The sequence below is a fragment of the Micromonospora sp. NPDC047134 genome (assembly GCF_040643455.1).
Taxonomy (GTDB): Bacteria; Actinomycetota; Actinomycetes; order Mycobacteriales; family Micromonosporaceae; genus Micromonospora.
The window spans coordinates 1-22,184 of the sequence record NZ_JBEYUI010000036.1 but is presented as its reverse complement, the minus strand read 5'-3'; the positions used below and the strand labels follow the sequence as shown (position 1 = coordinate 22,184).

The following is a 22,184-nucleotide window of genomic DNA, read 5'->3' as shown; positions in this document are numbered from 1 at the left end:
CGGGACGACGAGCCTCAGCGCCACTCATCGTGCTGGTCGGGGTTAACCCTGACCCCGAGTGGGGGGCTACCCGCAGTCGGAAATCCGCCGCATCTCCGCCCGGAGTTGTAGGGAACCACGGCGCTTGGCGCAGATGATTGAAGGCGTGCCGAGATCCACCGGGGGCGGCACGAGATGAACAGCGACGGAGAGGTTCTTGACGTGACCGCTACGACAGGCCGATCGGCAGAGGCCGCAGCCCGGGCGAGCGACGTGTGGAAGGTTTACGGCAGCGGCGAGGCTCAGGTCATCGCGCTACGGGGGGTCACTGCCGAGTTCGAGCGTGGCCGGTTCACCGCGATCATGGGCCCCTCGGGCTCCGGCAAGTCGACACTGATGCACTGCCTGGCCGGGCTGGACACGGTCACCCGGGGCACGGTGCACGTCGGCGACACCACGGTCACCGGCCTGGGTGACGCCGGCCTGACGAAGTTGCGCCGGGACAAGATCGGCTTCATCTTCCAGCAGTTCAACCTGCTGCCGACGTTGACCGCCAAGGAGAACATCCTGCTGCCGCTGTCCATCGCCGGTCGCAAACCCGACCCGGCGTGGTACGACACCGTGATCGACACGGTCGGGCTGCGGGACCGCCTCGATCACCGGCCGGCCCAGCTCTCCGGTGGCCAGCAGCAGCGGGTGGCGTGCGCGCGGGCGCTGGTGGCCCGCCCCGAGGTGATCTTCGCCGACGAGCCGACCGGCAACCTGGACTCCCGCGCCGGCGCGGAGGTGCTCAACTTCCTGCGCAACTCCGTACGCCAGCACGGTCAGACCATCGTCATGGTGACCCACGATCCGACCGCCGCCGCGTACGCCGACCGGGTGGTCTTCCTCGCCGACGGGCAGATCGTCTCCGAGCTGATCGAGCCGACCGCCGACACCGTGCTGGACACGATGAAGAAGCTGGACACCCTTACCGAGGTGGCCGGCTGATGTTCCGGGCGACACTGAAGAGCCTGCTGGCCCGCAAGGTCCGGCTGATGTTGTCCGGCCTGGCCGTGGTGCTGGGCGTGATGTTCGTCTCCGGTGCCTTCGTCCTCACCGACACCCTCGGCCGTACCTTCGACCAGATCTTCGCCGACGCCTACGAAGAGGTCGACGTCAGTGTGGCCGCCAAGCCCAAGGTGCAGGGCAACGGCATGGAGGGCATGCAGGTGGCCAGCCCGGTGCCGGCCGCCGCCCTGCCGACGGTCCAGGCGGTCGAGGGGGTGGCCGAGGCCACCGGTGTGGTGCTCGCCGACGGGGCCCGACTGATCGGCAGCAACGGCAAGGTGGTCGCCTCCTTCGGGCCTCCGCAGATGGGCGGCAACTGGGTCGGCCAGGGCGACCTGGTGCAGTTGCGGGATGGCCGGGAACCGCAGGCCGACGACGAGATCGTGATCAACAAGGGTCTGGCGACCACGGCCAAGGTGGCCGTCGGCGACCGGGTGGGGGTGCTCACCCTGGCCCCGCGCAAGGACTTCACCATCGTCGGCATCTTCGGCTACAGCGGCGACCGGGACTCCATGGGTGGCGCCAACGAGATCCTGTTCACCACCCCGGTGGCGCAGCAGCTGATGCTCGGTGAGCCGGACGTCTACAGCAACATCGTGGTGACCGCCGCAGCGGGGGTCTCCGACACCCAGTTGCGCGACTCGGTGGCCGCCGCGGTCGGCGACGGCTACGAGGTGAAGACCGGTGAGCAGCTCTCCGCCGAAGCCTCCGCCGGGCTGAAGGAGGGGCTCTCCTTCTTCAACCGGATCCTGCTCGGCTTCGCCGCGGTGGCCCTGCTGGTCGGCACCTTCCTCATCCTCAACACCTTCTCGATCATCGTGGCGCAGCGCACCCGCGAGCTGGCTCTGCTGCGGGCCGTCGGTGCCAGCGGCAAGCAGATCATCGGCTCGGTGGTGCTGGAGGCCATCGCCATCGGCCTGATCGCCGCGGTGTTCGGCCTGGCCGCCGGCATCGGCATCGGGGCCCTGCTGGCGGCCCTGTTCAGCAACCTCGCCGGCGGGATGGACCTGGCCGGGATCGGGGTTCCGGCCTCCGCGGTGATCGGCGCCTTCGGGGTCGGCCTGGTCATCACCGTGCTGGCGGCGCTGCTGCCGGCGCTGCGGGCCGCGCGGATCCCCCCGATCGCGGCGATGCAGGACGTCGCCACCCCGGACCGCCCCCTTACGAAGATCACCATCGCCGGGGCGGTGGTCACCGCGATCGGCGCCACCCTGCTCTTCCTCGGCCTGGGCGGATACGCCGGAGGCAACACCCTGGCCACCATCCTGGGTGGGGTGCTGTTCGCCTTCATCGGGGTGGCCCTGCTGACCCCGCTGATCAGCAAGCCCGTGGTGGCCGCCCTGGGGGCGATCTTCTCCGGCTGGGTGCCCGGCAAGCTGGGCCGGCTCAACTCCGGCCGCAACCCCCGCCGTACCGCCATCACGGCCGCCGCCCTGATGGTCGGCATCGCCCTGGTCACCGGCATCACCGTCATCCTGGACTCGGCCAAGAGCAGCATCAGCGGCCTGGCCCAGGACACCGTCAAGGCGGAACTGGTGATCGCCGGGGCGCAGTCCGGCCCCCGCCCCCCGACCTTCGACCCCGCCGTGCTGGAGGAGGCGAAGACCATCCCCGGGGTACGGCTGGTCGACGGCCTCTACGGCGACATGTCCCTGGTCGACGGCGAGCGCACCTACACCGGAGCGGTGACCGAACCGGCCGCCCTGCGTCAGGTCTACAGCCTGACCGCCTCCGCCGGGAACATCGACCGGCTGGGCCCCGGTGAGCTGCTGGTCAGCACGGACACCGCGAAGGACCGGGGCCTGTCGGTCGGCTCGACCGTGCCGATCCAGTTCGCCCGGGGTGAGGTGCAGACCTTCACCGTCACCGGCGTCTTCGACGACTCACCGCTGTTCACCGGGGTGCAGATGGTGGTGCCGACCCAGTCGGCCGCCGACTTCGCCATCCCGCAGCCCATCCAGGGCTTCGTCCAACTGGAGTCCGGCACCTCGGTCGACCAGGTGCAGCCGCGCGTCGAGGCGTTGCTGGCCAACAGCCCCGAGGTCTCCGTGGTCAGCCTCGACGCCTACATCGAGCAGCAGGCCGGTCAGCTCGAAAGCCTGCTCACGATGATCCGCATCCTGCTGGCGCTGGCCATCGTGATCGCCGTACTCGGCATCATCAACACCCTGGCCCTGTCGGTGCTGGAGCGGACCCGGGAGCTGGGCCTGCTGCGCGCCATCGGTCTGAAGCGGTCGCAGACCATGGGCATGATCACCGTGGAGGCGGTGGTGATCTCGGTGTTCGGCGCGCTGCTCGGCGTGGTCGTCGGCACCGGACTGGGTGCCGCCGTGGTCGAGGCCCTGCGCGACGAGGGCATCACCGACCTGGTGCTGCCCTGGGGCCAGATGGGGGTCTTCCTCGGCCTGGCCGCCCTGATCGGGGTGATCGCCGCGGTGCTGCCGGCGATCCGCGCCGCCCGCATCAACGTCCTGGGCGCCATCGCCCACGACTGAGGTGTGTGTAAGGAAGGGCCCCCTGTTAACGCCTGGTGCGGTACAGGGGGCCCTTCTTAACATCCAGCGGCCGCCGGCGCAGGCGTCAGGTGCGGCTGGGACGGCGGCAGTGCAGACGTCAGGCGGCGGAGCGGGCGAGCAGGGCGGCCAGCAGCTCCAGGTCCGCCGCCAGCAGGCTCTCCACCTGATGTACGCCGTCACGGGGCGCCAACGGCACCTCCGCCGGCACGGCCAGCACCGCCGCTCCGGCGGCCACCGCGCTGGCCACCCCGGTGACCGAATCCTCGATCGCCACACACCTGTCGATCGGTACGCCGAGCAGCCGCGCCGCCGTCAGATAGGGCTCCGGGTGCGGCTTGGTCGCCTCCACCTCGTCACCGCAGACCACCACGTCGAAGCTGGACCGGCCCAGGGTGTCCAGGGCGATCTCGACCAGCGCCCGGCCGCTGGAGGTGACCAGGGCCGTCGGGACCTGGGCCGCCCGTACCGCCTCCAGCAGGGCCAGGGCACCCGGGCGCCACTGCAGGCCGGCACGGAACAGTTCGAGGATCCGCCGGTCGATCCACGCCGCGCTGGCCGCCGGATCTCGGTGCGGCTGACCCAGGTCCTCGTGCAGGATCCGCATCGAGTCCGCCATCCCGGTGCCGACGATCGCCCGCCGCGCCTCGGCCGAGAGGCTGCCCCCGTACGTCTCGGCCAGCTCGGCCAACGCCACATCCCACAGTCGCTCGCTGTCGACCAGGGTGCCGTCCATGTCGAACAGCACGGCGGCGGGGTGACTGGTCACCGGATCCTCCTCGCATCGGGTACCCGATGAATCCTGTCAGCCCCGCACCACCGTACGCCCGACCCGGTGACCTTTCTCAACCGAGCCCGCAGGCCGACAGCGACCGCTCGTAGCCCCGGAAGAACGCCTCCGCGCGCTGCTCCGGGGTGCCGTGCGAACCCTCCGCGAACCACGGCTGACCGGGATCGTCACCGACGGCCAACAGGCCCTCACGGAACTCGTCCAGGTCACCCTCGTCGAGGGTCAGCCACCCGGCCTCCACCGCACCACCCAGGTAGGCCCCGGCCATGCAGTCGGCCTGCAACTCCTGCTGGATGGTGAAGTTGTACTGGACCCCCAGGCGGGTCTGGATCCCGTGGGCGTACTCGTGGCCGATCAGGTAGTACACGAAGGCGTCACCCACCTGCCGGAACGCCCCGAAGGACCAGTTGATGTCGTACGCGATGAAGTCGCTGACCGTGCAGTAGACCGCGTTGTTGCGGGGCACCTCCTGCCCACCGCAGGACACCTCACCATCCCGCTGGTACGCGATCACCCGCCGGATCGGCCGCAACGAACTCCCGGACGCCTCGAACTGCGCCGCCCAGAAGCGTTCGGCGGTGCGGCGGGCCGTCTCCACGTCCTCCTGGAACTCCTCGACCGTGTCGGTGCCGTCGGCCCGGGTGGTCACCTCCCCGCTCGGCGACGCCGGTTCCCGCTGCCCGGTCGGCGCACCCGGCTGGCCGACCGGATCGACCATGCACGCCGCAGCGGCCACCAGCGCCACCGCCAGACCGATGAACCTCCCCCGACGCCCCTGCCGCTCGCCTGCCGCCACCGCATCCTCCCGCCTCGGCGATGCCGGATGTCATACCCCCACGGTACGACCGACATGCCCCTCGCCGTTTCGTACGCCGTGCCGCCCTCCCCGGTTCACCGGCGCGGCGTCACGGGCGGTGCGACCCTGCACCGGCGGGGCGTCACGGGCTGGCGGCGAGGAAGATGAAGGCGGCGAACAGCACCAGGTGCACTCCGCCCTGCAACAGGGTGGCCCGCCCCGGCACCACGGTCAGCACCCCGGTGACCACGGTCAACGCCAGCAGGGTGACCTGGGTACCGCCGAGGCCGAGCAGCAGCGGCCCCTCCAGCCAGATCGAGGCGATCGCGATGGCCGGGATGGTCAGGCCGATGCTGGCCATCGCCGAACCGAGCGACAGGTTGAGGCTGATCTGCACCCGGTCCCGGCGGGCGGCACGGGCCGCGGCCAGGGTCTCCGGCAGCAGCACCAGCAACGCGATGATCACCCCGACGAAGGCCGGCGGCAGATTCACCGCGGCCACCCCCGCCTCGATCGCCGGGGACACCGACTTGGCGTCACCGACCACCGCCACCAGGGCCACCAGCAGCAGCCCGAGACTGATCAGCGCCTGCCGGGTCGACGGCGGGTCGGCGTGCACCTCCTCCGGCAGGGTCTCCCCTCCGCTGCCCACCGGCAGGAAGTAGTCCCGGTGCCGACCGGTCTGCACCATCACGAACAGGGCGTACAGGGCCAGCGACACCACTGCCGCGAAGGTCAACTGGACCGGGCTGAACTGCGGACCGGACCGCCCGGTGGTGAAGGTCGGCACCACCAGACTGAGGGTGGCCAGGGTGGCCACCGTGGCCAGGGCGCCACCCGTACCCTCCGGGTTGAACACCGCCAGTCGGCGGCGCAGCGCCCCGATCAGCAACGACAACCCGAGAATGCCGTTGCAGGTGATCATCACGGCGGCGAAGACCGTGTCCCGGGCCAGGGACTGGGTCTTCTCCCCACCACTGATCATCAGCGTGACGATCAGGGCCACCTCGATCACGGTGACCGCCACCGCGAGCACCAGCGATCCGTACGGCTCACCGACCTTGTGGGCGACCACCTCGGCGTGGTGCACGGCCGCGAGGACCGCGCCGGCCAGGAACAGGCCCACGATCACGACCATGATGCCGTCGAGCTTCTGCCCCCAGGTCAGTACCAGGACCACCAGGGCAGCGATCGGTACGAACACGGTCCAGCTGGTCAGGGTGCGGCGCAGGGCGAGCATGATCTACATCCTGCCAGCCATCATGATCATCAACGGCGAAGCCTCCCCACAGTCCCCCGTCCGCGCGGCCCACCACGACCCCCGGCGACCCGCCCCACCACCGCCCACCACGACCCCGGCCCATCCAGCTCACCACGACGCCCGGCGGGCGGCCCAGCCGCCGCCCACCGTTTCACCGAAACGGCGCCTACAGCCCGTCCCCGATACCACCGTTACGCCGAAACGGAGTCGATCATCCGGCGGATCGTGGGTCAGCGGCCAACTTCGGTCCGCCGCCCGCCAGGTCGGTCGGCGTCGGCCGTACGGCCGTCGGGCAAGGGCCGCCGCCAGCCGGTCTCGGCGAGAACAGCCCGGCGATGATCAGCCGGCGCGGATCAGATCCAGCGCGTGCACCGCCAGCCGGACCGCTGTCGGCCGCATCGCCGCCGCCTGCTCGTCGCTCACCGAACTCACCACTGTCAGCCGAACCTCCATGATCACGTTGGCGTCCAGGATCTCGATCCTGACATCATCCCGGAGCTGCTGATAGCGGACCGCATCGGCGACGATCTCCGAACCGCCCTCGAACGGCTCCGCCGAAGTCACCGTGGCGGAACGCTCGAACCCGGCACGAGCCTCGCCCACCCCACCAAAGCTCTGCACCTTCAAGAACACGAACCCGCCGCGGAACTCATCCCCCTCGAAGAAACTCTTGGCGCACCGGAAGTTGGGGCCACGATCGTCATTTACCGGCGGAATCGGCGTCGGCTCGCCGCCGAAGGCCGGCGTGGCGAGCGCGTAGTCGACACGGTCGCAGAGGTCGTCCGGCACGGCGCGAATCGCGTCAGACGACGCCGTCGCATCCGGCACCCCGTCACTGGCACAGCCCGTCAGCAACAGAACCGGTAGCACCGCACCGGCCACCACGGTCAGCGCCACACGAGCAGGAAAGATCGTCACGGCGGGTGAGTGTGCCAGACCCGCCGACCGCCGTGAAGATCCGATCGACGCGCGCGGACGTCCCGAGCCACAGCAGCGACCACGCCTGACCACACCGCCTGGTGCGGTCAGGCACTGAGCTCGACAGTGCGCCGGTGACGCCCTTGCCCCTACTTGGCGTTGTATTGATCTCGTTGGCAGGCATCGGCGATCAAAGCGGACGCCACGCCGCGCCACCTCGGACGCGGGCAGTCATCATCGGTCAGCATTGGTCGCCGCTGGTTCACCTCGCACGGCCTGGCGACGGCATGATCTTGGTATGCAAAGCGCCGGCTTCGAGGGGTCTGAACCCCATGCGCCCACGGTAGCGACCGAACATCATCAATCCGACCGATCGGCGCTCCGACCAGCGCGGGGCCTACCGACGCTTTGCCAAGGCTGGTCGCCGTTGGTTGCTCTCGGTTGTACCCGAGTCTGTACCCGACGGTCTTGTCGCTCCCGAACGATCCGGCGCGTCCGGCGGCTAGCTAGTAGAACTGACTCATCCGCCTGGCCGCTTGCTCCAGCCTCTCCACTAGGTGCGGCAAGGTCTCGGCGGCTGCGGCCGCAGCACGGGCACTGCGGTCGAAGCCGCTGGCCCCAAAGACCTCGGCTGCATACGCAGCGGCCCTGGCGCTGCTGTCAAAGTCGCCCCCGCCGAGCACTTCTGCCGCATAGGCAAGGGATCGCGCCGTCTGGGCGCTCACGCCACCTCCAGCCGCCGAGAGGGTCGTGATGATGCCCTTCAACTCCACAACGGTCTCGGCATTCGCGACACCGGTCTCCTCCAAGCGCTTGGTCACGGCCTCAAGCCGCTTCAATGGGGGTTCAGCCAGTTCCGTCAGCACCTTGCCGAGCGTCTCAGCGTCGGGCACACGCAATCTGGCAAGCACTGCACCCGCCTCGCCCTCGTGGCGAGCTTTCCAGGACTTCAGCACCTCGGGCGTATACCGGCTCTCGTCGCCGTCTACCTCCTCGTGATGCGCCAAACAGAGCAGGAGGAGGTTGGCAAACGAGTCACGCTCCTCAGGTGGCATGTCCCCCTGGAACCGAGCGGCCTTCGGCTTCACGCCATAGATGTGAGCGACCTGCGAGTTCTTCTGATACACACCGGGCCGGACCTCCAGCACGACCGGCATGGGGCAGTTCGGGGCGTAGCACTGGCCGTTGCTAACAGTCCAGAGAGCGGCCAGCATCGCGGGAGGGAGATTCCTTCGCTCGCCAGCGCCCTCGGCGCGAGGCTTGGGTGTCGTCGTCATCGCCACAGAATGTCACCGAGGTACGACACAAGGCTACGACCTCAGAGCAGGGCTCGATGACAGCAAGATCGCATTTCCGGCCACCACTCACCGCCCGCCCCCCCTTGCTGCCCTAGCCATCCCGTCGGCCTTCGTCCGCACTCTGTGGAGTGGGTGGGGCCTGCCTGGTCAAGGTGGAGCACCCAGCGGCTGAACGACCTTGACCAGGCAAGCCCCACCCACTCGGCTCGCCCGGACGAAGGTTGTCGGGGTGGCCCCAACCATCCCAGAGTGCCCGAGCGCCCCGCCGGAGGCACTGCTCTTGTGACTGGTCTACATGGAGCCCCGGATCTGCCATTGACCATGGCGGCCTGGGGCTTCGTCGTATGTCGCGCCGCCGGCGGGCTGGAACCGTCGCGCTGGCGGCCGAAGGCCAGAGGCGCGGCGGCGGGCCGGCAGCGTGGGGACTCCCCCCGCTGCACGAACACATCGCCATCTTCCTGACCGCCACCGCGCCGTCCTTCGGGCCGGTGCATCACCGGGTGGTCAAGGTCCACGCCGCCGACTGCCGACGCAAGGACGGCTGCACCTGCCGACCCGCCGTCTGCCACCCGTTCGGCCGCACCTGCCCCCACGGCCACGAACTGCGCTGCGGCAACCGGCACAAGGCCGGCGACAGCCAGCTCGGACAGCCGCTGTGTCTGGACTGCTACGACCACGCTGGCCAGGTCGTGTGGAACCACGAAGCGCCCGAACTGTGGCGCCGCACCATCCAACAAGTCGACCGCGAACTACGCCGCCTCGGCCGTGCCCACGGCGTCGAGCTATGCCGCCGCTACATCAAGGTCTACGAATTCCAGGTACGCGGCGTCGTGCACTACCACGCCCTGATCCGCCTCGACGGCGAGAACCCCGACTGCCCCGGCGCGATCGTCCCACCCCCACCCGTGATCACCCGCGACATGTTCGCCGACGCCGTCCAGGCCGCGTTCGTCAAGACCGCCTACACCTCCAACCCGCACCCGGCCAACGACGGGCACGGATGGCGGATCGCCTGGGGTGACAAGGGCCTGGACATCAAACACGTCAACGCCCCCGGCGGAGAGGTCAACCTCGCCCAGATCACCGGCTACATCGCCAAGTACGTCACCAAAAGCACCGAGGTCACCGGCCTGAACCTGCGCCGCGTCGACGACCTGTCCGTGGAAATCCACGGCGACCCGACCACCCACCTTGGGCGACTCATCCGGGCCTGCTGGGACCTCGGCGAACACCCCGACTACCAGCGGCTACGCCGATGGGCACACCAGTTCGGCTACGGCGGCCACATCACCACCAAAAGCCGCGCCTTCTCCGTCACCCTCGGCTTCCTCCGCATGCAGCGCACCATCTGGCGACGCACCGAAGGCCACCCCCACACCTGGGACGACGAACAAGCCGAACGCGTCATCTACGAACTCGGCTACCAAGCCACCGGCTGGATCACCACCGGAGACGCCCTACTCGCCAACACCGCCGCCGCCATGGCCCGCGCCCGACACCTTGCCGGACTCGACGCCCTGGCCGACGAGCAGGCGGACCACCACCGGACCGCCGCCCAACCCCTGGCCGCTTGACACGTACGTGTCAACGACCCGTGAACCCGTTCCTTGACAACTCCACAGAGCACGAATCTCCAGCACAACCTCTCAAGTCAGAGAGCACCTTGCGCCGCAGACAGGACAGAACCCTCGCTTGGCGTTCGAGGTGATGTTGGTACGGCACTTGGCGCAACGGCCGTCCTCCCAGAGCCCTTGGTCGGGTCCGAGTCCGCCCTCGTAGTAGTCGCGGTCCGGCCACGCGACCAGCTCAAGGTCAATATCCCCGCGCTCTCCCTCGTCGGTCGTCGCCGTCGCCAAGACCAAGGTCGTTCGCAACCCGTGCCCGTCCTCGGTGTAGCGGCAGAACCTGCCGCATGACATCGACAAGCTCACGAACGGGCAACGCTGCGAGCTGTTCTGCCAGGCCATGCCGATCTTCGTCCGTGGTCATGAAGCCGACCATACGCACGAATTCACGATCTACCGAAAGGAGCCGAGATGACCCCACCCACCACCCCGGAACCGCTCTGGGAAATCGAAGACGTATCCGCCTACCTGCGGGTCCCCGTTCAGACGCTCTACCAGTGGCGCAAACGCAAGTACGGCCCACGCGCCGCCCGCGTCGGCCGGCACCTACGCTACGACCCCGACGTGGTGCGCGCCTGGTTCGCCGAGCAGTCCAAGGCGGCCTGACATGGCCCACATCGTTGACCGCTGGTACCGCAGCATCGTCGGCCCCGACGGCAAAACCCGGCAGGAACCCAAGCCGGAATGCGGACAGGGAATGCGCTACCGGGTCCGCTACATCGCTCCCGACGGTAAGGAGAAGTCGCAGTCCTTCCCGGACCGGAAGAAACGCGAGGCACAGGCTTTCCTCGCCAACGTCCAGGCCGACATCCTCAAGGGAACCTACGTCGATCCCGACGCCGGCCGCACCACCTTCAAGCAGTACGCCGACGAATGGCTCGCCGCAGCGACCACCGACGTACTGACCCACGACCGCATCGAGTACGAACTCCGGCTGCACGTCTACCCGGTGCTTGGCAACATGGCGATGGCGTCGATTCAGCCGGCGACGATCCGGAGTTGGGCACGCGGGCTACAGGAGAAGGGACTTTCAGCCGGCTACCGTCGGGTTCTATTCAGCGACGTGTCAATGATCCTGAACGCTGCGGTGGACGACAGGAAGATCGTCAGCAACCCGTTCGCGGCCAAGAGCGTCCAGCGTCCCCGCCACGTTCCCAACAAGTTGCAGCCCTGGTCCGTCGACCAGCTCACCGCGTTTCGCGCGAAGATGCCGGACCGCTACCGGGTCAGCGTCGACCTGGGCGCGGGCTGCGGCATGCGGCAGGGAGAGATCTTCGGCGTGAGCCCCGCCGACCTAGACCCGACACGGCCCGTTCTCCACGTCGTCCGACAGGTGAAGCTCGTACGTGGGGCACTCATTTTCGCCCCACCCAAAGGCGGCAAGACTCGGGAGGTTCCCCTCCCGGCCTCGGTGTCGCGCCGCCTGGCCGAACATGCCGAGCAGTACCCGCCGGTAGAGGTCGCCTTGCCCTGGGCAACTCCGACCGGCGACCCGACGTCGGTCACGCTCTACCTGAGCAGCGCGGACGGCCTGCCGCTCAGCCGTTCGAAGTTCAATCCTGGCGTCTGGAAGCACGCGATCCGGGCCACCGGCATCCCGGACGACCGGCGCAACGGGATGCACGTCCTGCGGCACACCTACGCCTCGGTTCTCCTGGATGCCGGGGAGAGCATCAAGGCCCTGTCGACGTACTTGGGCCACGCCGACCCCGGATTCACCCTGCGGACCTACACCCACCTGTTGCCCACCAGTGAGGACCGCACCCGCCGCGCCATCGACAAGGCGTTCGGTGAGGACCAGGCCGACGACGACGGTTCGGACGCCCGTGACGGCCTGGGGACGGCATGATCATGGTTCAACGCCTACCGCAGGTGCCGGAAGTGCAGGTCACGGCACCTGCGGTCATCACTTGGCGTTGAAGTAGCTCGCCTCCGGGTGGTGGACGACGATGGCGTCGGTGGCCTGCTCCGGCATGAGCTGGAACTCCTCGGACAGTTGCACCCCGATGCGCTCCGCGCCGAGCAACTCCACGATCTTCGCCCGGTCCTCCAGGTCGGGGCAGGCAGGGTAGCCGAACGCGTACCGGCAGCCCCGGTAGTCGGTGCGCAGCAGGCCGGCCAGGTCGGCCGGGTCCTCGTCGGCGACCGTACGGCCGTCGGGCAGGGTCAGCTCGGCGCGTACCCGCTTGTGCCAGTACTCGGCGAGGGCCTCGGTGAGCTGCACGGACAGGCCGTGCACCTCCAGGTAGTCGCGGTACTCGTTGCGGGCGAACAGCTTGGCCGCGTACTCGCTGACCGGCTGGCCCACGGTGACCAGTTGCAGCGCCACCACGTCCAACTCCTCGCCGCGGGGGCGGAAGAAGTCGGCCAGGCAGAGCCGCCGCTCCTGCCGCTGCCGTGGGAAGGTGAACCGGGCCCGCTCGGCGTTCCCGTTCTCGTCCAGCACCACCAGGTCGTTGCCCTCGGAGTACGCCGGGAAGTAGCCGTACACCACGGCCGCCTCCAGCACCTGGTCGGCGATCAGGCGGTCCAACCAGTAGCGCAGCCTCGGTCGGCCCTCGGTCTCCACCAGTTCCTCGTACGAGGGGCCCTTGCCACCCCGCGCACCGCGCAGCCCCCACTGGCCCATGAAGGTGGCCCGCTCGTCCAGCAGCGCCGCGTAGTCGGCCAGCGGCACCCCCTTGACCACCCGGGTGCCGTAGAAGGGGGCGGTCGGCACCGGCACGTCGAGCGCCACGTCGGAGCGGACCGAGGTGTCCGTCAGCTCCGGCAGGGACTCGGCGACCATGGCGCGCTGCCGTTCCCGGCGGGCCCGGCGGGCGGCCAGGGCCGCCTCCCGCTCGGGATCGATGACCGGAGCGCCACCACGCTTGGCGGTCATCACCCGGTCCATCAGGGACAGTCCCTCGAAGGCGTCCCGGGCGTAGTGCACCTGGCCGGGGAACGCCGACCGCAGGTCGTCCTCGACGTACGCCCGGGTCAGGGCCGCGCCACCGAGCAGGACCGGCCAGCGCTCCGCGACCCCGCGCGTGGCCATCTCGGCCAGGTTCTCCTTCATGATGACCGTGCTCTTGACCAGCAGGCCGGACATGCCGATGGCGTCCGCACGATGCTGCTCGGCGGCGTCGAGGATGGCGGAGATCGGCTGCTTGATGCCGATGTTCACCACCTCGTAGCCGTTGTTGGACAGGATGATGTCGACCAGGTTCTTGCCGATGTCGTGCACGTCGCCCTTGACGGTGGCCAGCACGATGCGGCCCTTGCCGCCGTCGTCGGCCTTCTCCATGTGGGGTTCCAGGTGCGCCACCGCGGTCTTCATCACCTCGGCGGACTGGAGCACGAAGGGCAACTGCATCTGCCCGGAGCCGAACAACTCACCGACGACCTTCATCCCGTCGAGCAGGATGTCGTTGATGATGGCCAGCGGCGCGGTGCCGGCGGCCATCGCGGCGTCCAGGTCGGCCTCCAGGCCGTTGCGTTCACCGTCGATGATCCGCCGCTTGAGCCGCTCGTTGAGCGGCAGGGCGGCCAGCTCCTCGGCCCGGGTGGCCCGCGCGGAGGCCGCGTCGACCCCCTCGAAGATCTCGATGAACCGCTGCACCGGGTCGTAGCCCTCCCGGCGCCGGTCGTAGATCAGGTCGAGGGCGATCTCCCGCTGCTGCTCCGGGATCTTCGCCATCGGCAGGATCTTGCTGGCGTGCACGATCGCCGAGGTGAGCCCGGCCTGCACGCACTCGTGCAGGAAGACCGAGTTGAGCACCTGCCGGGCGGCCGGGTTGAGGCCGAAGGAGACGTTCGAGATGCCCAGGGTGAAGTTGACCCCGGGCCAGCGGCGGGCGATCTCCCGGATCGCCTCGATGGTCTCGATGCCGTCGCGGCGGGTCTCCTCCTGCCCGGTGGCGATCGGGAAGGTGAGCGCGTCGATGAGGATGTCCGCGCGGCGCAGCCCCCACCGCTCGGTCAGGTCATTGATCAGGCGCTCGGCTACCCGGACCTTCCACTCCGTCGTACGCGCCTGGCCCTCCTCGTCGATGAGCAGCGCGACCACGGCGGCGCCGTGCTCGGCGACCACCGGCATCACCCGGGCGTACCGGGAGTCGGGGCCGTCACCGTCCTCGAAGTTGACCGAGTTGACCACGCACCGGCCACCGAGCATCTCCAGCCCGGCCTCGATCACCGCCGGCTCGGTCGAGTCGAGCATGATCGGCAGGGTGGAGGCGGTGGCGAACCGGCCGGCCAGCTCCCGCATGTCGGCCGTGCCGTCCCGGCCGACGTAGTCGACACAGAGGTCCAGCAGGTGGGAGCCGTCGCGGGCCTGGCTCCGGGCGATCTCCACGCAGGCCTGCCAGTCGGCGGCGAGCATCGCCTCCCGGAACGCCTTCGAACCGTTGGCGTTGGTCCGCTCCCCCACCATCAGCACGCTGGCGTCCTGGGCGAACGGCACGTGGTGGTAGATCGAGGAGACCCCGGAATCGGTGCGCGGCTCGCGCCGGCCCGGCCGAGTACCGCCCAGCCGCTCGGTGAGCACCCGGATGTGCTCCGGGGTGGTGCCGCAACAGCCACCGATCAGGGAGACCCCGTACTCGGTGACGAAGCGTTCCATGGCGTCGGCCAGCTCCACCGGGGTCAGCGGGTAGACCGCGCCGTCGGCGGTGAGCTGCGGCAGCCCGGCGTTGGGCATCACCGACAGCGGCACCTGGGCGTGCTGGGAGAGATAGCGCAGGTGCTCGCTCATCTCCGCCGGGCCGGTGGCGCAGTTCAACCCGATCAGGTCGATCCCGAGGGGTTCGATCGCGGTCAGTGCCGCGCCGATCTCGCTGCCGAGCAGCATGGTGCCGGTGGTCTCCACCGTGACGTGACAGATCAGCGGGACCTTGCGGCCCACCTCGACCATGGCCCGCTGGGAGCCGACCACCGCCGCCTTGACCTGGAGCAGGTCCTGGCAGGTCTCCACGATCAGGGCGTCCGCGCCGCCCTCGATCAGACCGGCGGCGTTCTCCTGGTAGGCGTCCCGCAGGGTGGCGTAGGCGGCGTGCCCCAGGGTGGGCAGCTTGGTGCCGGGGCCGATCGAGCCGAGCACGAACCGGGGGCGCTGGGCGGTCGAGTAGGCCTCGGCGGCCTCCCGGGCGATGCGGGCACCGGCCGCCGACAGCTCTCGGATGCGGTGCTGGATGTCGTACTCGGCCAGGTTGGCCAGGTTGGCGCCGAAGGTGTTCGTCTCCACGCAGTCCGCACCGGCGGCGAGGTAGGCCTCGTGCACCTCGCGCACCACATCCGGTCGGGTGACGTTGAGGATCTCGTTGCAGCCTTCGAGGCCGTCGAAATCGTCCAGGGTCAGGTCGGCGGCCTGGAGCATCGTCCCCATCGCCCCGTCGGCGATGAGGATCCGGTCTGCCAGCGCGTCGAGTAACGAATTCCGCACGCTGTCAGGTTAGTCCGCTCCGGTATGAACTGAACCCCTGCGCCGCGCAATCCCACATCGTGCCATCGATGGCTCCTGTCCTATTCTAGGGTTATATGCTGATTAGACCGGTCACCGGTGCAGGTCGCGCAGTGCCTGTCGGTTCCACGTCACCGGCATTCGTGATCCCCCTGACTCCGGCCGCCGCACGGGTGTCGGTCGCGATCCGGCGCGGCCGACGGGCCCCATCCGGACACGGCACGTAGGCTGACTGATGTGAGGGACTACAGCGACATCACCATGCACGACTGGCGAACGATCGGGGCCGATTCCCGTGGCGCCGGTGACGCGCGGGGTGAGGTGACGGCGTGACCGAATTCGACGGGCTGCCGGTGCTGCGGTCTCCGGTGGCCATCGCCGCCTTCGAAGGCTGGAACGACGCCGCCGACGCCTCGACCGCCGCAGTCGAGCACCTGGAACAGGTGTGGCAGGCCAGGCCGATCACCGAACTCGACCCGGAGGACTTCTACGACTTCCAGGTCAGCCGGCCCACCATCACGATGTCCGACGGGGCCACCCGGCGGGTGGAATGGCCGACGACCCGCTTCGCGGTGGCCAGCCCGTCCGGCACCGAACGGGACGTGGTGCTCATCCGCGGCATCGAGCCGAGCATGCGCTGGCGCACCTTCTGCGAACAGGTGCTGGAGATCTGCCACAGCCTTGAGGTCGAGCGGGTGGTGCTGCTCGGCGCGCTGCTGGCCGACGTCCCGTACACCCGACCGCTGCCGATCAGCGGCAGCGCCTCCGACGCCGACGCCGCGAAGCGCTACCAACTGACTCCCACCCGGTACGACGGGCCGACCGGCATCGTCGGGGTGCTGCACGACGCCTGCACCCGCGCCGAGGTCGACGCGGTGTCCTTCTGGGTGCACGTGCCGCACTACGCCAACAATCCGCCCTGCCCCAAGGCGACTCTGGCCCTGCTGCACCGGGTAGAGGAGGTGGTCGACCTGCCGGTGCCGATGGCCGACCTGGCCGAGGAGGCCGCCGAGTGGGAGCAGCGGGTACGCAGCGCCGCCGAGCAGGACGCCGAACTCGGCGAGTACGTCCGTGAGCTGGAGGAACGGGTCGGCGACGCCGGCATCACCCCGTTGACCGGGGACGAGATCGCCCAGGAGTTCGAGAAGTACCTGCGCCGCCGAGGCGGCTCCGCCGGCCCCACCGCCGGCTCCTGGTAACCACACCGTTTTCGTAGGCCCCGGGCGACATCGCCCGGGGCCTACTTTTGTATTCACCGACAGGGGTGGCGAGGGTCACCCTGCGTAGGGCATCCTAGGAACCTAGCTGATAGGGGGTCCGGATGCAGATCAACCCGGGGGCGGCGGAGTTTCCGCACCGACAGATCGCCGCGCAGCTCAAGACACAGATCCGGCGCGGAGACTGGGGGCCGGGTGAGCGGCTACCGTCCATCCCGGCCATCGCGGAGATGTTCGGGGTGGCCAAGCAGACCGTGCAACGCGCCGTCGACCAGCTGCGGGTCGAGGGAATCCTGATCACCAAACCCGGCTCCGGTACGTACGTCCGGGGCACCCGGCGGCGACTCAACCGGCTGTCCCGGGGGCGCTACGGCGGCTTCCGCGGCTACCACACCGATCTGGCCGCCCGGTACCGCCAACAACTCGTCTCCGTCGGCCGCTCCCCCGCCCCACCGGAGGTGGCGGACGCCTTCGGCGTACCGGACGGCACCGAACTGCTCTGCCGCCGCCACCTGGTGCGGACCGAGGACTCCCCGGTCGAGGTCGGGGCCTCCTGGTTCCTACCCGCGGACACCGCCGGCACCACCCTGGAACGCGCCGAGGCCTTCGGCCGCCCCCTCTACCAGGAGGCCGAGGAGGCCACCGGACGGCGGTACGCGACCGCCACCGACACGATCACCGCCCGCCAGCCCAGCCGGGAGGAGGCGGAAACCCTCCAGATCCGCCCCGACACCCCGGTCCTGCACCTGCTGCACGTGGCCTACGACGCCCACCGCAAACCCATCGAGGTAGCCCAGGCCACCTGGCCCGGCCCGGTAACCACCCTCACCGAGGAGTACAAGATCCCCGCCCCCACCCCAGACCCGGACCCCGACCCCGGTCTCGTCCTGGGCTGACCTCCCCACCCTCGCGCACCCCCACCTGAGGGGTGCGGGCGTGCGGGTGGGGCTCAGAGGTGGATGCCGAGGAGGGCGTCCAGGGTGGTGGCGAAGAGGGCGGGGGCGGTGGGGTCGGCGGAGGGGTCCGCCGGGGCGGCCAGGGTCCGGTCGGCCCACTCGTCGGCCAGTCGGAGGGCACCGGGCGAGTCGAGGTCGTCGGTGAGGCGGTCGCGTACGGCGGCCAGGAAGGCCTCCCCGGACGGGCCGGCGGGTGCGGCGGCGGCCTGCCGCCAACGGTCCAGGCGCTGGTAGGCGGTGGTCAGCAGGTCATCGGTCCACGACCGGTCGGCCCGGTAGTGGCCGGAGAGCAACGCCAGGCGTACCGCCATCGGGTCCACCTTGTCGGCGCGCAGCCGGGAGACGAAGACCAGGTTGCCCAGCGACTTGGACATCTTCTCGCCGTCCAGGCCGATCATGCCGGCGTGCACGTAGTGCCGGGCGAAGGGCGCCGCCGCGGTCAGCCGCTCGGCGTGCGCGGCGGAACACTCGTGGTGCGGGAAGATCAGGTCGTTGCCGCCGCCCTGCACGTCGACGGTGTTGCCGAGCAGCGCCAGGGCGATCACGGTGCACTCGATGTGCCAGCCCGGCCGACCCTGGCCCAGGTCCCCACCGGGCCAGGAGGGTTCGCCCTCGCGGGCCCCCCGCCACAGCAGCGGGTCCAGGGGGTCGCGCTTGCCGGCCCGGTCGGGGTCGCCGCCGCGCTCCGGGAAGAGTTCCAGCATCTCGGCCCGGGACAGGTTGGACTCGTAGCCGAACCGGGGGGCGGCCGTGATGTCGAAGTAGACGTCGCCGGTGCCGTCCTCCAGGGTGTACGCGGCGTCGTCCTTGAGCAGTTCCAGCACCTTCTCGGCGATCTCCGGGATCGACTCGACCGCACCGACGTAGTGCGCCGGTGGGATGATCCGCAGCGCCTCCATGTCCTCCCGGAACAGGGCGGTCTCCCGCATGGCCAGGACCTTCCAGTCCTCGCCGTCCCGCTCGGCGCGTTCCAGCAGGGGGTCGTCGATGTCGGTGACGTTCTGCACGTACCGCACCTCGTGGCCGGCGTCCCGCCACATCCGCTGCACCAGGTCGAACGTGATCATGGTGGCGGCGTGGCCCAGGTGGGTGGCGTCGTACGGGGTGATGCCGCAGACGTACATGGTCGCCGGGCCCGACGGTTCGGTCGGGTGCACGGCCTGCCGAGCCGTGTCGTACAACCTCAGCGCCCTGCTCCTGCCCGGCAAACGCGGCACCTCGTGCCCCACCCAAGACTCCATGACCGTCAGCCTAACCAGACCGGAGTCCCGCCCACGTCCAGCCGGGGGTGATCAACACCTCAGCTCACAGCGGGGGCCACGGCACCGCCGGCCAGTCCCGGGAGGGCTGCGGAAAACAACCGTGCCGGCACAGTCGGTCGACCCGGGCCGCCAGTTCGGCGATCTCACTGAGGGTGAGGTGTTCGGCGAGTTCGGCGCCGAGGGGGCCACGTAGTTGACCGGCCAGCCGATCGAGCACCTCGACGGCGTCCGCCGGCAGGGACCGCCCGGCCCAGCCCCAGAGCACCGTACGCAGCTTCTCCTCGACGTGGAAGCTGACCCCGTGGTCGACCCCGTAGATCCGGTCCTCGGGACCGACCAGGACGTGCCCGCCCTTACGGTCCGCGTTGTTGATCACCGCGTCGAGGACGGCCAGCCGGGCTAGCCGGGGGTCGTCGGCGTGGGCCAGGGCGTACGGGGTGCCGTCGTCGTCACGGGCCGCGGCGACCGGGATCCACCGGGGTGGTACGGCGTCGGCCGGCACGAACCCGACCAGGGGTTCGACCTCGTCGGGTTCGTCGATCCACAGCTGACAGGAGCCCGGCCCGAAGGGCCCGTCCCGCAGCACGGTCGGCGGCACCAGATCCCAGCCGGTGGCCGCCGACACCAGGTAGGCGGCGACCTCCCGGCCGGCCAGGGTCCCGTCCGGGAAGTCCCACAACGGACGCTCGCCGCGCACCGGCTTGTACACGCAGCGGGCGGTGACGTCGTCGAGACTGAGCACGGCCCGCAGGGTGGTGTTGGAGGCGTCGACCAGTCGCCCTTCGACGGTCAGTTCACCGTCGCGCAGCAGACGCAACGCGGCGCCACCGTCCTGTCGGGGGGTCACGCCGGACGAGGTCACCGGTGATAGCCGTTGTTTCGGGGGCAGAGATGGCCCGCCGGGTCGAGCGGCTGGCCGCAGAGGGGGCAGGGTGGACGACCGGCGTTGACCACCCGCCGGGCCCGTTCGATGAACTCGCGGGTCGCCTCCGGGGTCAGCCGCACCCGGAGCCGGTCGAGGTCCTCGTCGGGCTCGACGTCCTCCGGCTCGTCCTCCTCGGACTCCCCCAACTCCGCCTCGGCCTCGGGTTCACCGACCGCGATCGCCTCGATCACCACGGTGGCCGTGTCCGCATCGAAGGCGAGACCCAGGGTGCCGACCCGGAACTCCTCGTCGACCGGGGTCTCCAGCGGCTCGTTGTCGCCGATCGAGGCCGGCGCCTCGGGTAGCTCCACCCCGAACCGGCGCTGCGCCTCGGTGAGCAGCTCCTCCAACTTCTCGGCCAGCAGGGAGACCTGGACCTTCTCCAACGCGACGCTGACCAGCCGGCCGCCGCCGCGCGCCTGGAGGAAGAACGTGCGCTCCCCCGGCGGCCCGACGGTCCCGGCGACGAACCGCTCCGGCGGCTCGAAGGCGTGCACCTGGTGCGTCATACCCACGACCCTATCCGGCGGCCCCAGGCACCGCGCACCCCACCGACCCGATTTCCGGTACGCTCCCCGACCCGCCTGGCGGCCCGCCCGCCCCGCCCCGGTTCCTCGGCCGGTCACCGGGGCGGGGCGGGCGGTTCACCGGCCGCCTCCGGCGCCACCGCCGACCGCGGCGTCCGAGTCGGTGGGTCGGCTGGTCCGCCGACGCCGCTTACGCTGCGGCGGGACCAGCCCGGCCAGGTCTCCGCCGACATCGTTGAGGCGCAACAGGAACGGACGCAGCGGGGTGTACCGGATCGCGGTCACCGACGCCGGGTCCACCACGATCCGCTGAAAAAAATCAAGGTGTACGCCGAGAGCGTCCGCCACGATCGCCTTGATCACATCGCCGTGGCTGCACGCCAACCAGACCGCCTCGGGGCCGTGCTCGGCGGTCACCCGGGCGTCCCAGTCGCGTACCGTGGCGACGGCGCGAGCCGCCATCTGGGCCATCGCCTCCCCCTGCGGGAAGACCGCCGCGCTGGGATGCTGCTGCACCACCGGCCAGAGCGGCTCCTTGGCCAGCTTCTTCAGCGGCTGCCCCTCCCAGGTGCCGTACCCGCACTCGATGAGCCCTTCCTCGAGCACCGGCGAGACCTGCGGCAGGGCCAGTTCCAGGGTGCGCCGACAGCGGACCAGGGGGCTGCTCACCACGGCCGCCAGGGGCAGTACCCGAAGCCGCTCACCCACCGCGGTGGCCTGAGCCTGACCGGTCTCGTCGAGATCGACCGGTTGGCGGCCGGCCAGTCCACCATCGGCGTTCGCGGTGGTGCGTCCGTGCCGCAGAAGCAGAAGTGTCGCCACGTACCCCACCCTAGGCCGCCGACGCTCACCGGTGGTCTCCCACACCGTCGGCACCATTGGCACCGCCGTACCCGGTCAGGTCGCTCGTGGGTTTCCCGCGCCCGGTCGTACCGTCCGGGGGGTTTGAGCCCTGTCCACCTGACTGCGAGGTTGCCGGGTTTGGGGCCCTGGTATCGGGTGGACCGTTCGGGCGTGGTGCCGGATTCGTCGGGTCGGCTCGGCGGAATGCCGGGCGGGTGCCCGGCGTTGAAATCGGTGGCCGAGCAAGTAGGGCCACGCAAGCGGCAGCGGTCACCGCACCCCATGCGGTACCTTCCCCTCGCCGCCGCCGGTGACCGCCCGCCCTATCTCGGCCGCGAGCGCCTACGACCTGCGGGAATGACCCGCCCCGGCAGGTCGTTGCACCTGATCCGGTGCCGCGAAGACCCCTCGGTCCGCCGCCGCAGATCCCGCTGTCCTGCTCTGTGCGCCATGACGGCGCTGGTGTCGCCCGCCGATCCCCCTTCGCGTCGGCGACGCCCGACCCCCCGAATGGAGCTTCGCCATGAACACCATGCTGCGTAAGAGCGTCCTGGCCCTCGCCGGTTTGACCGTCGCCGGTGGCCTGGCCGCCGGCCCGCTCAATTACGGCACCGCCGACACCACCGAACCGACTCCGACCACCGCCACCACGGCCACGGCCGCCCAGGCGGAGAAGCCCGACACCACCGAGCTGATCCCCCACGGTGTGCAGGGCAACCAGTCCCGCATCGACCTGGACGACGAGCAGGTCGCCAACACCAAGGCGATCATCGCCGCCACCAAG

At 70.0% G+C, this 22,184-nt stretch carries 17 protein-coding genes and 1 pseudogene; 8 read left to right on the top strand and 10 right to left on the bottom strand.

Annotation, left to right across the window (positions count from 1 at the left end):
• The first annotated feature begins 201 nt into the window (after positions 1 to 201).
• Complete coding sequence (locus ABZ795_RS26990) at positions 202 to 969, top strand: ABC transporter ATP-binding protein (RefSeq protein WP_327025543.1); 768 nt, start codon at positions 202 to 204, stop codon at positions 967 to 969.
• On the top strand, positions 969 to 3,524 hold the full coding sequence (locus ABZ795_RS26985) for an FtsX-like permease family protein (RefSeq protein ID WP_357532371.1): 2,556 nt from the start codon (positions 969 to 971) through the stop codon (positions 3,522 to 3,524). Before ABZ795_RS26990 ends, ABZ795_RS26985 begins: the two co-directional genes overlap by 1 nt.
• 118 nt (positions 3,525 to 3,642) lie before the next feature.
• On the opposite strand, the gene ABZ795_RS26980 is transcribed toward ABZ795_RS26985, so the two are convergent.
• From ABZ795_RS26980 to ABZ795_RS26960, 5 genes are all read right to left on the bottom strand, one after another.
• The gene (locus ABZ795_RS26980; protein WP_357532388.1) at positions 3,643 to 4,290 is read right to left on the bottom strand and encodes an HAD family phosphatase; all 648 of its coding nucleotides are present in this window, start codon (positions 4,288 to 4,290) and stop codon (positions 3,643 to 3,645) included.
• A 97-nt stretch (positions 4,291 to 4,387) separates the two neighbouring features.
• Entirely contained in the window at positions 4,388 to 5,128 is a 741-nt protein-coding gene (locus ABZ795_RS26975; RefSeq protein ID WP_327025541.1) for a neutral zinc metallopeptidase, read from the bottom strand.
• Between the two features lie 142 nt (positions 5,129 to 5,270).
• Entirely contained in the window at positions 5,271 to 6,368 is a 1,098-nt protein-coding gene (locus ABZ795_RS26970; RefSeq protein WP_357532370.1) for an ionic transporter y4hA, read from the bottom strand.
• A gap of 360 nt (positions 6,369 to 6,728) precedes the next feature.
• The gene (locus tag ABZ795_RS26965) at positions 6,729 to 7,307 is read right to left on the bottom strand and encodes a hypothetical protein (protein ID WP_357532369.1); all 579 of its coding nucleotides are present in this window, start codon (positions 7,305 to 7,307) and stop codon (positions 6,729 to 6,731) included.
• Positions 7,308 to 7,813: 506 nt separating this feature from the next.
• Complete coding sequence (locus ABZ795_RS26960; protein WP_357532368.1) at positions 7,814 to 8,584, bottom strand: hypothetical protein; 771 nt, start codon at positions 8,582 to 8,584, stop codon at positions 7,814 to 7,816.
• 365 nt (positions 8,585 to 8,949) lie between these two features.
• On the opposite strand from ABZ795_RS26960, the gene ABZ795_RS26955 reads away from it, so the two are divergent.
• The 3 genes from ABZ795_RS26955 to ABZ795_RS26945 all read left to right on the top strand — a co-directional run bounded on the left by ABZ795_RS26955 (position 8,950) and on the right by ABZ795_RS26945 (position 12,079).
• Positions 8,950 to 10,179, top strand: coding sequence for a replication initiator (locus ABZ795_RS26955; protein ID WP_357532367.1), 1,230 nt, complete (start codon positions 8,950 to 8,952; stop codon positions 10,177 to 10,179).
• A gap of 462 nt (positions 10,180 to 10,641) precedes the next feature.
• Positions 10,642 to 10,836, top strand: a complete 195-nt coding sequence (locus tag ABZ795_RS26950) for a helix-turn-helix domain-containing protein (protein ID WP_357532366.1) — start codon at positions 10,642 to 10,644, stop codon at positions 10,834 to 10,836.
• A gap of 1 nt (position 10,837) precedes the next feature.
• Positions 10,838 to 12,079, top strand: coding sequence for a site-specific integrase (locus ABZ795_RS26945; protein WP_357532365.1), 1,242 nt, complete (start codon positions 10,838 to 10,840; stop codon positions 12,077 to 12,079).
• Between the two features lie 57 nt (positions 12,080 to 12,136).
• Here ABZ795_RS26945 and metH read toward each other — a convergent pair whose 3' ends face one another.
• Positions 12,137 to 15,652, bottom strand: coding sequence for a methionine synthase (gene metH, locus ABZ795_RS26940; protein ID WP_357532364.1), 3,516 nt, complete (start codon positions 15,650 to 15,652; stop codon positions 12,137 to 12,139).
• Positions 15,653 to 15,999: 347 nt separating this feature from the next.
• On the opposite strand from metH, the gene ABZ795_RS26935 reads away from it, so the two are divergent.
• Together ABZ795_RS26935 and ABZ795_RS26930 are read left to right on the top strand one after the other, a co-directional pair.
• Entirely contained in the window at positions 16,000 to 16,869 is an 870-nt protein-coding gene (locus ABZ795_RS26935; protein WP_357532363.1) for a PAC2 family protein, read from the top strand.
• Positions 16,870 to 16,991: 122 nt separating this feature from the next.
• Entirely contained in the window at positions 16,992 to 17,783 is a 792-nt protein-coding gene (locus ABZ795_RS26930; protein WP_327025536.1) for a GntR family transcriptional regulator, read from the top strand.
• Positions 17,784 to 17,836: 53 nt separating this feature from the next.
• Here the strand turns inward: ABZ795_RS26930 and mshC are convergent, their stop codons facing one another.
• The 4 genes from mshC to ABZ795_RS26910 form a co-directional block, all read right to left on the bottom strand.
• Positions 17,837 to 19,084 (bottom strand): cysteine--1-D-myo-inosityl 2-amino-2-deoxy-alpha-D-glucopyranoside ligase, encoded by a 1,248-nt coding sequence (mshC, locus tag ABZ795_RS26925; RefSeq protein ID WP_327025535.1) that lies wholly within the window; start codon positions 19,082 to 19,084, stop codon positions 17,837 to 17,839.
• A 64-nt stretch (positions 19,085 to 19,148) separates the two neighbouring features.
• On the bottom strand, positions 19,149 to 19,967 hold the full coding sequence (locus tag ABZ795_RS26920; RefSeq protein WP_357532362.1) for an SCO1664 family protein: 819 nt from the start codon (positions 19,965 to 19,967) through the stop codon (positions 19,149 to 19,151).
• Positions 19,964 to 20,539, bottom strand: coding sequence for a DUF3090 domain-containing protein (locus ABZ795_RS26915; protein ID WP_327025533.1), 576 nt, complete (start codon positions 20,537 to 20,539; stop codon positions 19,964 to 19,966). The genes ABZ795_RS26920 and ABZ795_RS26915 overlap by 4 nt, the downstream gene beginning before the upstream one ends.
• 135 nt (positions 20,540 to 20,674) lie before the next feature.
• Positions 20,675 to 21,388, bottom strand: a complete 714-nt coding sequence (locus ABZ795_RS26910) for a histidine phosphatase family protein (RefSeq protein WP_357532387.1) — start codon at positions 21,386 to 21,388, stop codon at positions 20,675 to 20,677.
• 535 nt (positions 21,389 to 21,923) lie between these two features.
• Between ABZ795_RS26910 and ABZ795_RS26905 the strand changes: the two are divergent.
• A pseudogene (locus ABZ795_RS26905) lies at positions 21,924 to 22,184 on the top strand (hypothetical protein); the annotation flags it as partial.